The organism is Oleidesulfovibrio alaskensis DSM 16109 (assembly GCF_000482745.1).
In the GTDB taxonomy this organism is placed as follows: domain Bacteria; phylum Desulfobacterota; class Desulfovibrionia; order Desulfovibrionales; family Desulfovibrionaceae; genus Oleidesulfovibrio; species Oleidesulfovibrio alaskensis.
Map to the genome: position 1 here is coordinate 338,018 of NZ_AXWQ01000005.1, position 13,688 is coordinate 351,705.

Below are 13,688 nucleotides of genomic sequence, written 5' to 3' on the forward strand. Positions count from 1 at the left end.
TTCTGTGCCCCGCCGATTACCTTTATACTACCGGATGCATTATTCCGCGCTGCTGCACGCGCTTGCGGCGCCGTCGCGCCGTCAGCAGAAACAGAACGACGGATGCTGAAGACAGGAGGATTGCTGCTCCCTGCCCGGTCTTCACTTTCTGCCCTCCGGTCCGGCACTCCGTCCGGCGCGGTTGCTGTACTGTTCCGGGCCGCTGTTGCATTTTTCCTGCCCGGAACTCCGTCGGGGGCCGGATCCGCCGCCGCACCGTTGCGCACTGTATCCGCTGCATCGGCCAATGTCTGAACACGGGGCGCAGACTGTGTGCCGGCATCGCGGTCTGCACGGTCTGCAGCCGCCTGCGCCGCGGCGTTGCTCCTGACATCCTGAGCAGTTCCGGACGCCGCCTTTTCAGGAGCAGCGGCGGGTCTTGCACCGCCTCCGAGACATGTCAGCGGTATGACAACACACAGCCAGACTCCGGCCGCCAGCATGCAGCGTTTGCACATACTCTGCCGTCCGCGCGCAGTCAGGCGGCGGACAGTATGCAGAAAGGCGGCGGTAACGCCCCAGCCACGCGTGTTTTCCATCAACGCTCCCTGAGCGCGTTCTGTCTGGCCTTCAGAATGGGCTTAAGCAGGTAATCGAGCACGGTCTTTTTGCCCGTAAGAATATCCACCGTGGCCATCATGCCCGGAATAATGGGCAACTGCTCGCCCCTGTACTGTATGGCGCTTGCTCTGGTACGCAGCTTGACCAGATAAAAACTGTTGCCATCATTATCCTGAATGGTATCGGCGCTTATCTGCTCCACCTTGCCTTCCAGACCGCCATACACCGAAAAATCATATGCAGTTATCTTTACAGTGGCTTTCTGCCCGGGGTGCAGAAAGGCGATATCCTGCGGCCTGATGCGGGCTTCTATCAGCAGAGTATCGTCCAGAGGAACAATCTGCATGATTGATTCACCGGGCTTCACCACCCCGCCGATGGTGTTGATATTGATTTTTTTCACGGTACCGCGCACAGGAGAACGCACATCGGTACGGGTGACTCTGTCGCCGCCTGCGGACAGGGTTTCCTGCAACGAGCGCAGTTCAACCTGACGTCTGTTCATCTCTTCCAGCGCCTCGCTGCGATATTCCGCTTCGCGCTGCCGTATACGTTCCCGCGCTTCTTCAGCCGCAAACCGTGCACGCGGTATATTCAGTGCCAGCGAATCTATTTCTCCGCGCAGTGAAATGACCTTCTGCTCAAGAGTCAGGTAATCCACACGCGGGTATACCTTTTTTTCCATCAGCGGACGGGCAATGTCACGCTGTTCCATGGCCACACGCAGGCTGCTTTCCAGATTCTGCCTGCGCTGTACCATTTCCTGCACTTCTTTTATCTTCTGTTCGCGCTGGTTTTCCAGCACGCGCAGTTCCACCTGCTGCTGCTGCCGTTTTGCCGCAGCAATAGAAGCCTGCCCCTGTATAACCAGCGGGGCGCTCTGCATGACATCTTCGGGAAAAACAATCTCGCGCCAGCCTTCCAGTTCAGCCTCCAGTCTGGCTATGGCGGCTTTGTGCTCCAGTGACTTTGAATAGGCGTCGCGGTAAAAACTGGCCGCGGCTTCATTGTCAATGCGTACAAGAATATCGCCTTTTTCCACAATCTGCCCTTCCGAAACGGCGATCTCCTGCAGAATGCCCCCTTCAAGGTTCTGGATTTCCTGCACGCGCTGCGACGGGATGACCTGTCCCAGCCCTCTGGTCACTTCATCCAGCACGGCAAAATGCGCCCAGATAACCAGCACGCCGAACAACAAGGCCACGCTGGCTGAAAGCATAAAGGCAAAGGGGTGCCCCCTGCGACGCAGGGCGGCATCAACCTCGCTCATATATTCGATATCTTCAAGACGGTACCCGTCAGTTCCGCGTCTGTTCATCCGCTGTGCTCCGTTTAGTCAGACCGTACGCTTCATGCCCGTGCCGCCGCCCCGCCGCGTGCCATCCCTGCCGGGGCTGCCGTGCGCACCTGTTCCGAGGCCAGCGCTTCAAGCACCTTGTCCTTGGGGCCGTCGGCCACCACTTTGCCGTGGTCCAGCACCACAAGTCTGTCCACAAGATCAAGCATACTCATGCGGTGTGTCACCAGTATAAGGGTCTTGCCTGCTATTATGGATGCAAGACGCTTTTTAAGATTATATTCCGCGCTATTGTCCATGTTGCTGCTAGGTTCATCCATAATGAGAATTTCCGGATCATGCAGCAGGGCGCGGGCAATGACCACTGCCTGCCGCTGCCCGCCGGAAAGGGCCATGCCCCGCTCACCCACCGGCATGCCGAAGCCTGCGGGATGGGTGCGCACAAATTCGGTCACACCGGCAAGCGTGGCCGCACGGAGTATCATCCGGTCATCAAGGTCGGGCTGGCCCAACGCTATGTTGTCTCTCACCGATCCGTAAAACAGATAGTTATCCTGCGAGACATAGCCCGTGCGGGCACGCAGGTCGGCCACATCCAGCTGACGGATATCAACCCCGCCCACTTTCACCGCGCCTTCCACCGGCTGATACAACCCCACGCACAACCGCCCGAGTGTGCTTTTGCCCGATCCCATCTTGCCGATAACACCGACACGCTCTCCGGGGCGGATATGCAGATTGACATTTTCCAGCGCATACCGCTCTGCACCGGGGTACTTAAAAGTAAGCTGCTCAAGCCTGATGTCGTGAGAAAGGCCGGAATAGTCAAAATAGGTCTGGTCTTCGGAACGCTCCAGAGGCGCCTTCATAAGCATATCGAGCGACTTGAGCGCCATACGCGACTGCTGCAGGCGCGAAAGCATGGCCGCTATCTGGCTTAACGGTGCCATGGCCCTGCCTGCCAGAATGTTGCAGCCGATAAGCGCCCCCATGGTAAGCCTGCCGTCAGCGATGAGGTAGACCCCCCAGACGATAATGCCGACGCTCACCAGCTGGGCGGAAAGAAACGAAAACGTGACCGAAAGATTGGCAAGGCGTTTGGCCTGCTGGTTGGATTCGGCACTCATGCCGACAACCCTTTCCCACAGGTGCTGCATGCGCCCTTCTGCCTGCGATGTTTTGACTGTTTCAAGCCCGTTGATGATTTCGATAAGCAGCGCGTTTTTCTGGGCCGCCTCTTTATAGCCGGCTTCAACCACGCGCTGAAAAGGATACTGCAGAAGAATGCCGGCAATGGTGACCACAGGCACCGCGATGGCAGGAATAAACGCCAGCGGTCCGCCGATGAAATAAATGATCAGTATGAAAATGAACAGAAAAGGCAGGTCCACCAGCGCCAGTAACGTTGTGGAGCTGAAAAATTCACGCAGTGATTCAAACTCGCGCAGATTGTTTGCCAGTGCGCCTGTGGAGTCCGGCTTGTTGTCCAGCCGCATCCCCATAAGGTGCTGCAGCAACCTGCTGGCCAGAACGATATCTGCGTTTCTGCCCGCAACATCCACAAAATAGCTGCGCAGATTGCGCAGCAGAAAATCAAACGTATAGGCTATGATAATTCCCACAGCCAGCACCCACAGCGTTTCCAGCGCGTTGTTGGGCACCACCCTGTCGTACACGTTCATAAAAAAAAGCGGAGAAGCGATGACAAGCAGGTTGGTGACCAGACTGGCGACAATAACATGCTTGTATATGGGCATGAAATTCCAGATGGTACCCCAGAACCAGCGTTTGGTTTTCAACAGTTTGATACTGCTTGCGCGCTTGTCCAGCCGCTTGTGCAGCTTGCAGTACATGGCGTATCCGGCAAACTCATTTTCCAGCCGTTCAAGCGGAACCTGCTGTTCGCGCTCGCCGGACTCCGGAAAGATAACCGTGGCTTCTTCATCGTCCACAGCCGTAAGCACGCAGGAATGTCCGCCTTTGAGCAACAGAATGCACGGCAGGGTCAGCACGGAAATGTCGGCAACGGACTTACGCAGCACCATGCGTGCATCCATACCCGCATGGCTGGCCGAACGGATGCACGCAGCAGGCTTCAGTTCGCCCTGCCGCACAGGCAGAAATGATTTAAGGACATTTATGGAAACAGGCTTGCCCAGCAGCCGGAACATTGTGCACAGGCTGCGCAGCAACGCGTGTTCATAGTCAACATTTTTCGGAGAAGGCGCAAAATGCTCCGGCGCAGAAGGACGCTCCCCCGCCCCGCCGTGGTCTGCGGAATCCTGCCGCATGCCTTTATCCTCGCTTTCTTTTATGTCAGCCATTATCCCCCCGAATAAAAAAGATCGCCGTCAGGGCCGCCCGCGGATACTACTGCAGAAGCGCGGCAGACAGCCGGGCCTGCAACACGTTCCGGATGCAACCCCGCAGACTTACACAGGCGGTGCACCTGTTATCTGCACGGGAATAGCCCGCCGGTGAGGGTGCGTCAACTACAGGGCCCGATCCGGCAGCATACGGCGCCTGTTCTTCAGTGTACGCTGCTAAATAGAAAAGATTCTTGTTCCTGTCATTAATATATTGCGCTATATAGTGCGCTGTGATAGCCAAAAGGCAAAAAATACAGAAGGCTGTACCTTCTGTATACCGCACATGGTGGGGGGGATCCCGCCTGATTGCTTTTTCAGTTTTTCTACCAGCGCCCACCAACGGGAGACTATGCCATGGCCGACGTCCAAAGCATGCATTCTGAAGCCCTTACGCTTTCAGCCCCTCCGGCTGCCACATCAGTTACCGTCAACCTTTCCGGCTCCGAGCTTCTGCTTCCCCTCTTTTCACTTGCCGATGTGACCATAGTTCGCAACGGCGCAGATCTCGTCATCCGTTTTCCAGACGGAGGCACACTGGTACTGCAGCATTTTGCCGCTGCAGACGGGCAGTTGCCTGACGTACAGCTGGCAGACGGTTCCATTATTCCCGGCGAATCCATTCTGAACGCGCTTGCCGCCACTCCTGAACTGGAAACAGCCGCAGGACCGGCTTCTCCCAGCGGGGGCACCGGTGAATACGCCGACAATGCAGGAACCATTGCCGAAGGTCTGGAAGCTCTGGGATCCGTCGACAGCGGACGCAGTCAGGCTTTGAATGATCCGGGAACACAAGCAGACTCCGCCACGCCTGCAGCTGTCTCGGCCGGTGGCCGTCAGAGCACTTCAGCAGACGCTTCTGCCGACATCTACGGCACCGAAGGCGACGACACGCTTACGGGCACCCCGTCGGCAGACCGCATACACGGGCTGGGAGGAAATGATCTGCTGGCCGGAACCGGCGGAAACGACACAATTTTCGGCAACGAGGGTGACGATACGCTTATCGGCGGCAGCGGCGATGACATGCTGGACGGCGGAAGCGGTATCGACACCGCATCCTATGCCGGCGCAGGCTCCGGCGTTCAGGCCGACTTATCCGCCGGCACCGCCACAGGGACAACCACGGGCAACGACACCCTTGACGGTATCGAAAATCTGACCGGCAGCGCATTCAACGACACTCTGACGGGCAGTGATGAAAATAACAGTCTGCTGGGCGGCGCCGGTGATGACAGACTGTTCGGCGGTAAAGGCAACGACACCCTTGACGGCGGTGCCGATAACGATTTTCTCAGCGGCGGCGCAGGCAATGACCTGTTGCACGGCGGTGCAGGTAACGACGAACTTCGCGGCGGCGGCGGTGACGACGACCTGTACGGCGATGCAGGAGATGACACACTGTATGGCGGAGCAGGCAGCGATCTGCTGCAGGGCGGTGAAGGCGACGATGTGCTTCACGGCGGCAGCGGGGTTGATTATCTGAACGGCGGCGCAGGCAATGACACCCTGAACGGCGGCTCCGGCGACGATACCTTGTACGGCGGTACCGGTGACGACCTGATACGGGGCGGAGCCGACAACGACACCCTGTACGGTGAAGACGGCAACGACACGCTGCGCGGCAATCAGGGCAACGACGACCTGTACGGCGACGCAGGTGATGACAGACTGTTCGGCGGTGAAGGCAACGACACCCTTGACGGCGGCGCTGATAACGATTTTCTCAGCGGCGGCGCAGGCAATGACCTTTTGCACGGCGGTGCAGGTAACGACACGCTCACCGGCGGCTCCGGCAACGACCTGCTGGACGGCGGCGCAGGAAATGACACAGCTGTCTTCCGGGGAGCTTCCGGACAGTATACCATCACCCGCACGCAAGACGGCGGATACCGCATTGAAGACAATGTGGAAGGAAGGGACGGCATAACCACCGTTACCAATGTGGAGCAGCTGCAATTCAAAGACGGGACATTCACTCCCGAAGATGTCGCAGCCCCTCTTTCCATCACGCTGAACAATCAGAACACTCCCGATCCGGACTGGCACTCTGCAGAAGCCAACATGGACGCCTCATACAGCGGCACCCACAACGCAGGGGCAGAACTGGGCGGGCGCGGCATGGTCACAGTATCAACCGGCAACACGGGCACAGATGTCACGCTTGATTCCGGCTGGAACAGTGTCAAAAGCGTAAAGGCCGAAAGTGCGGAGGCAGCCACACTGCACCTTTCCGGTTTTGTACATGCCGATGTAACACTGGGCAGCGGTGACGACAGCCATGTCACGCTGGATAACATCAAGCGGGGCACCATTACCACCGGCGACGGCAACGACACAGTCAATGCTTCCGTGACCACCAACGACCGCAGCGCCGGCGGCAACGACCGCTGGAACCATCTTGACTTCAACACGGGTGAAGGTGCCGACACCATTACGCTGACCACCGGTGACCAGCACAGCCATCAGAACAGGGCCACCCTCCTCACCGTGGACAGCGGCTCCGGTGACGACACCGTAACCGTCAACATTGATGCGAAATCCGTCACTGCGGAAACCGGCACGGGCAACGATACCGTCACCCTGTCGGGCAGGTTCGGGCAAGTCGACGTTGCAACCGGCGAAGGTGCCGACCACGTTACTGCGCAAGGCACCAGCCAGAACATGCACATTGCCACCGGTCAGGGAGCCGACCACATAACCGTGTCCGGCAGCCATACGGCAACCACTGTGCAGGCAGGTTCAGGTGCCGATCATATCACCATAAGCGGCTCCACCGGCAATCTTGACGTATCAGCAGGAGACGGGGCCAACCATGTGACTGTCAGCGGGGCACACGGTAACACGCAGATAGACACAGGCACCAATGCCGACACCGTATCGGTAAGCGGTACCAGCACCAGACTGGACATTAACACAGGCGGCGGCAGCGATACCGTCACACTGAGCGGCAGCCACACAGATGTATCCGTCAGCACCGGCGCCGGTAAAGACCATGTCACCATAAACGGGTTTGCCGGTGCGGCCGTGCTCGACGGCGGTTCCGGATACGACACGCTCAGCCTTGCAGGCAGCAGAGCCGACTACTCCTTTGAAAAACACGGCGACAGCCTGCTGATAACTGACACGTACGGCAACTCTCTGGATGCCACCAGCTTTGAATCATTCACCTTTGCAGACGGCGGCTATTCCGCAGACCAGCTGACCAATACCGCGCCGGTCATCACGGATGCACCGCAGACCGTCACTCTTGATCAGGCAGAGCTTGCAGCGTTCAGCATTGTGGCGCATACCCGTGCGGCAGATGCCGACGGCGATACGCTGCGTTACAGTATAGCCTCGCCCGAAGATGGCGCCGGCAACCCGCTTTTTGCCGTGCACACCAGCGATGCGGCAGACGGAACACACCACGCGGGTGACATATACCTTACCGAAGCGGGCGCACACTACTACCGCACACACGGCAGCGACAGCTCGCTCTCTCTCACCGTGCATGACGGCTATGACTCCGACACTGCGCAGGTGGACATCAGCTTCACCGACTCCACCAACACTGTTCATGCTGCGGTATCGCAGGGACTCACCGGGGAGCTGACTCCCGGCAGTGATTTAGTGGTATCAACGCACATCAATGCGGAGTCCGGCAGCTATGAAAGCTCTCTGGGCATTTACTTTGCCACGGCCGACGGCACACCCATTTCCGGCATAATTGTGGACGCCCATGCCCAGACCGGCGACGCCGGTACAATCACCATCGCCGCGCAGGACATTCCCGCAGGTGCTGAAAAGTTCGGCTACTTCATCGCCCCCGATGCTTACGACTCCAACGGAGAGACAAGCTTCAGCTGGCAGCACGGCTTTGAATTCCACTCTGACATCACCGACGGAATGAAGGTATTCTTCCAGAATAGCGGAAGTGCGGACGCCCCCAGATGGTCAGCCCATACGGAAGCTGGAGAGAAACTGACACTCGGCGATCCTCTGCAGCATGAAAACATCTACTTCAGCGATGCGCAGCTCAACGGCGGAAATCAGCATGCCACGCTACATACCGACGGCACCATAAGCTGGGAAGATTCGCGCCATTGGATCAACAACTTCGGCAACGATGATATTTTTGTCCAGCATACCACCAACCAGTCCGGCGCTCACGGTTCCGACCATGCAGACATGCTTATCGGCGGCACCCTGCCGGATAATCTTGTGGGCGGCGCAGGTAACGACATTCTTTTCGGTAACGAAGGACATGACGTGCTGAGCGGCGGTGCAGGCAATGATATCCTGACCGGCGGGCAGGGAGCAGATACCTTTGTGTTTACTGCACAGGGGCTGCACGACGGCCAGTCGGCCATCGATCACATCACCGACTTTAACGTGAATGAAGGGGATGTGCTGGACATCAGCGACCTGCTGGACGGATACGGCCACGGTGGAGCCACTGTCAGTCTGGGGGCTGATCCGCACAATGAAAACAGCAGTATGCTTACTATCACCCCGGCACAGGGCGACGGCAGCCAGCGCATAGTGCTGGACGGTGTAAGTCTGGACTCACTGGGCGGCAGCACAGGGCACGACAGCCCGGAAGCCATACTGCAGGCACTGATCAATCAACACAAGATAATTGACGCGTAAGAACAGCTGCGTGCTTGGCAAAATGCGCCGTGTATGCTAGCTGTTGCAGGAGAATAAGACGAAATGGGTTATACGCTATCCGTTTTCCCTATACGTTGGAATATTATTACCAAGGGTTCTGTCATGTCACACACTTGTTCACCATTCTTAAGCGCCTGCAAAAATGCGGTGCTGCTTTCCGCAGCCGGAGTGTTTATGCTTTCCGGTCAAGCCTTTGCAGGAACTTCTTTACAGCAAAGTGTGGAAGCCACCCTGAAAAACAACCCTGTAATCAAATCATTCAAAGAAGGCGTGAGTGCCGCAAAGCATGATGTGCGCGATGCCGAAGGCGGCTGGTTTCCCCGGCTCGACTTCAATGCAGGGTACGGCGTGGAACAGGTGAACGATGCGCTGACCCGCACTGACGGCCGCAAGAACCACTGGGAAGAACGCAGCGACATAACCACCACGCTTTCACAGCTGCTGTGGGACGGCGGCAAGGTGAACAGCCAGATAGGCATTCAGGAAGCGCGGCTGGCAAATGCAGACAGCAGACTGACAGACAACGCGGAAGTACTCGCGCTGGAAGCCATCAGAGCGCACCTTGAGCTGTACCGCCAGCGCAATCTTGTTCTGCTGGCCGAACAGAATGTTAAAAATCATGAAGACATTCTGAAATCGCAGGAAGAGCGTCAGAGAATGGGTGCCACAAGTCTGGCTGACGTGTCGCAGACCAAAGGACGTCTTGCCCGTGCACAGGCATCGCTCAGCAATGCCCGGCAGGAACTGCTGGTGGCGGAAGCCAACTACAGACGCATTGCCGGTACAGATGCTCCGGAGGTGGACTGGGCCGATAAACCGGCCGGTGTGCCCGGCACGTTTGATTCCGCACTGCAGCTCGCGCTGACCAGCAACCCCAAGCTGGCAGCCCAGCAGGCTGAAATTCAGGAAAATGAACAGCGCATTCAGCTTGCACGTTCCGAATACTACCCCACCTTTACCGCTCAGGCTTCCAACACCTACAAGGATCAGGTGGAAAGCAGCACCACATGGGAAGTGGACAACGCCCTGCAACTGCGCGTTTCATGGAATATTTTCCGCGGCGGATCCGATCTGGCCGCAGAAAAAGCAGAAGGTGCCCGCAAGCGCCGTTCCATGATGGACCTGCAGAATATCAATGAAGCCCTGATGCAGGAAACCAGCGACACATGGAATGCTCTGGAAAACGCCCGTGAGCAGAAGCGGCTTTTCAACGAAGCAGTTGAATACAACACCCAGACCCGCGACATGTATATCGAGCAGTTCAGCGTGGGACAGCGCAGCCTGCTGGACGTGCTGGATGCCGAAAATGAGCTCTACAGCTCTTCCATCCAGCTGGTCACAGCCACGGTAAACGAAATCGTGGCCGAATACAGGCTGGTGGCGCTTGGCGGCAAACTGATAGAAACAGTCGGTCTCGATCCGGCCATCTACAAACAGGAAACCGCCGAACAGAACTCCTGATCCGGTACTTTTTCGAAGGGCCTGCAGTTGCAGGCCCTTTTTTTATGTGCAAAGCTGCACTGCCGGAGATGACTACCGGATGCAGACGGCCACCTGAATAAACACCTTTCAGCAGACTTAGCGCACCGCGCGGCAGAAGCCTCACCGCCCCTGTTCCGCACCGGCATACCCATATCCATCCTGCCTTCCCAGCAGCCATTGAGGCCGGCTATCCGGCAGACAAAAGAACCTGCACACTCCGTAGGGCCGTGCCCGCTCCATGCCGGCAACTAGCCTCCCTGACCTGACTGCAGACCGATGCAAAACCGGGAAAAAACCATAGCCCTTATGTGCTGACGAGACCGGATGCCTGCACTGGAACGGCACAGGCACGCACAGCCGCTGCCAGACGCAGGTAAGGCCGCATGCGAAAGATATCGGGCCCCCTGCCTTATGGTTATGGACACGCATAGGCGGCGGCGCTGAGAATAAAAAAAACTCCTTTCACCCGCGCCCGCGCAGCCGGTGACCGTGCAATGCATATCCGCCCTGCAAGCACCACAGGGACACACCTGCACCGGAAAACGCGCCCCGCAGCGCTTCTGCCCTGCGCCATACCGCGGCACGCCTCCGGTGCCGTATATTGATTGCGCCCCACGCGCCTGTTCCGCAAAAAAAAAAAGCGCTGCGGAGAAAAGCTCCGCAGCGCTGCGAGTACACGTTTGCAGACAGGCAGGATAATCAGAAGCTAAGGCCGGGCAAAGCCAGCCACAACGAGAACTCGTCTTCCACGCCGTCTTTGGCGTAGCTGAACTGCAGATCGAAACACTGATGCGAATACAGCAGATCCACGCCTTTCTCTATATCTTTGCCTTTTTCCAGATCCACTTCGTAGTTAAGTCCCAGCGTCCACGGCCCCCACAGCTTCAGCTCCAGTTCTGAATTCATGGAGCTCAGCTTGTCATCCGTTTCTGTTTCTTTACGCTTGTACTCGTCCACCTGCTGGCGGAAGTCAAACGTGGTGCGGAACGTAGCCCGCTCGTAATACGTGAAATCCAGCGTATGCTCATGGCGGGTCACCATGCCGATATACGGAGACCAATAGGTGCGGCTGGTGAGCGATGCTATGTTGTCGTAGCTGAGGCGCGCTTCCAGCTCCACATCGGAAAAAGGACGCCGGCTGTATTTTTCAAGCTGCTCGGTGCGGTCGGCTTCGCGGAAGTCGTAGCTCTGCTGCAGCCGCAACCGCAGAAAATCGGAATAATCGTAGCGCTGCACCAGTTCGGGATTTTCCTCATCAGCCCCCGCGCTCACACTCAGCCGCTTGCGCGTGAACAGGTTGGTCACCGAATAGGTCAGCTCGTTACGCGCCAGAATACGGTCGTCCACATCGTAGAACGGGTTGTCGTCCTGATTGACATTGGGGGTATTGTCGTAACTCACACGTGGCTGAATACTGTGCCGCAGCATTGTCCAGCGAGAATCTCCGGCTTTCATTCCTGCGGCAGGGTCCTGCCCTGCCAGACTGAAAGTGCGCGCCATTTCGGTAAAAGCCGCAATATTCAGGCTGGGAATGGTACGCGACGTACCGGTGGCACTTTGCTCCTGTATACCGTCCGGTTCTTTGTGACTGGTGGAATACTGCGTATGGCGCAATCCCACGGTGGAAATGACGGAGCCGTACCGGCCGGAAAGGGGAATGCTGATCTGCGGAGCCACTTCAAAGCGTGCGCCGGTGGTACCGTTGTGCCGCCAGAAGTTGGCAGCCTGTGCCGTGGCCTGAATCTCCACCGGCAGGGCGGCGCCGTCCACAAGGTTACTTTTAAAAAGATACAGGTCGATCTTGGGCAGGGTCTGCACGGTATTATCGGCAGAAGAGGTAAGGTTGCCGTTCCCCACGTTGACGTTCTGGGTAAAGCTGGAACTGATGCCAAGCCCCACCCGCTGCCAGTCACGGGAAAGAAGCACTTCACTGGTTCTGTTCTGCGCCTCTCCGGCCAGGCTGCGGCCGAACAGATCTTCCATATCGTCCTGACTGCGGTTGAAACCGCTCATACCGGACGAAAATTCACGCAGGTAATTCTGGTCGGAAACATAGTCCACCGTGGCTTTCAGCTTCCACTGCGTATCGTGCAGCGTGCCGTCGAACATACCGCGCACCCAGAATCTGTCATCGTTGTTCCGCACCAGACCATCATCGTCCAGTCCGCCCGGCTCGTCTTCTTCGGTGCTGTCTGTACGGGCATCCTTCAGGTAGTCGACACGCAGCCAGCTTTTATTGTCTTCAGTGGTGTGGTGACGAAACTCAAGCCCCTGCATCAGCCCGCGCAACTCCATCCAGTATGCATTGTACGTCAGGTCTGCCGTGTCGCTGATGGCCCAGAAAAATGGCTGGTTATAATACAAACCGCGCTTTGAGCTCTGCCCCACCTCGGGCAGCAGAAAGCCTGTCTGCCGTTTCTTTTTGGCAGGCAGAATGGCGTACGGAGCGTACAGCACGCTGTGGTCCTTCACCTGCATGCTGGTATGCCAGAGCTGTGAATACCCTTCAAGCTCGATGGTGGCTTCACGCGCGGTTATGGACCATGCGGGCACCTCGCCGTCACACGCGGTTATCTTGGCATTGCGGAACCGGTATGAATCGCCGAAGTCCTTCTGCACTCTCTCACCGGAAAAATAGATATGCGGTCCGTCAACAAACACCGAGCCGTCGCGCAGCCATCCTACTCTGTTTTTCAGGTCAAATTCGGCTTCAGAGGCGTCCACCACGTCGCGCCCCATTTTTACGCTTACATTGCCCTTCAGCAGCACCCAGTCCGTATCGCCGAAATATCTGATAAAATCAGCTTTCAGAAAATCGTCGCCTTCGCGGAGCGCCACATTGCCGAACGCTTCGATCATATTGCTGTCACTATGGGTGACAACCCTGTCCGCGGTCAGATTCCAGTGAACGGTTTCCTGCTCGCTATCCGTCACCGAAATGGTGCCGGCCAGCGCCGCGCCATGCCCGGTCAGCAGAAAGCACGTCAGAAAAACAACGCAGCAGAAAAATAAATTTCGACAGTCTTTTCGCATCAACAGCGTTCTCGTGGTAGTCCCGCAGCAATCCGGGCAGATTGATTTCTTTGATATTACAAAAAGATGCCCCGAAAAAAGGGTACATCGGCCACGCGGCGCTCAGGCGGATGTACCACAGCTTTCCCCGCAGGAAAAGCTCGTTACAGCCGCCGGAAAATATTACTACAATAATCAGGCCATATGCAACGTGCACAATGGCGCTGCGCCATAAAGCCGTTGACACAGGCCGCGATGGCGGCTAATAGACCTGTTTC

At 57.3% G+C, this 13,688-nt stretch carries 5 protein-coding genes; 2 read left to right on the plus strand and 3 right to left on the minus strand.

What is annotated here, in order from left to right:
- Nucleotides 1-577: 577 nt before the first annotated feature.
- The gene (locus tag H586_RS0104400; RefSeq protein WP_011367388.1) at nucleotides 578-1,918 is read right to left on the minus strand and encodes an HlyD family type I secretion periplasmic adaptor subunit; all 1,341 of its coding nucleotides are present in this window, start codon (nucleotides 1,916-1,918) and stop codon (nucleotides 578-580) included.
- Nucleotides 1,919-1,950: 32 nt separating this feature from the next.
- Nucleotides 1,951-4,221, minus strand: a complete 2,271-nt coding sequence (locus H586_RS0104405) for a type I secretion system permease/ATPase (protein WP_081428092.1) — start codon at nucleotides 4,219-4,221, stop codon at nucleotides 1,951-1,953.
- A gap of 399 nt (nucleotides 4,222-4,620) precedes the next feature.
- Here H586_RS0104405 and H586_RS21000 point away from each other — a divergent pair, with 399 nt between their 5' ends.
- Both H586_RS21000 and H586_RS0104415 read left to right on the plus strand, forming a co-directional pair.
- Nucleotides 4,621-8,895, plus strand: a complete 4,275-nt coding sequence (locus H586_RS21000) for a type I secretion C-terminal target domain-containing protein (protein ID WP_027181442.1) — start codon at nucleotides 4,621-4,623, stop codon at nucleotides 8,893-8,895.
- A gap of 195 nt (nucleotides 8,896-9,090) precedes the next feature.
- Nucleotides 9,091-10,377 carry a TolC family outer membrane protein gene (locus H586_RS0104415; protein ID WP_049753789.1) on the plus strand — a complete coding sequence of 429 codons (1,287 nt, stop codon included), beginning with the start codon at nucleotides 9,091-9,093 and terminating at the stop codon, nucleotides 10,375-10,377.
- Between the two features lie 720 nt (nucleotides 10,378-11,097).
- Here H586_RS0104415 and H586_RS0104425 read toward each other — a convergent pair.
- Complete coding sequence (locus H586_RS0104425; RefSeq protein WP_011367384.1) at nucleotides 11,098-13,431, minus strand: LPS-assembly protein LptD; 2,334 nt, start codon at nucleotides 13,429-13,431, stop codon at nucleotides 11,098-11,100.
- Between the last annotated feature and the right edge of the window lie 257 nt (nucleotides 13,432-13,688).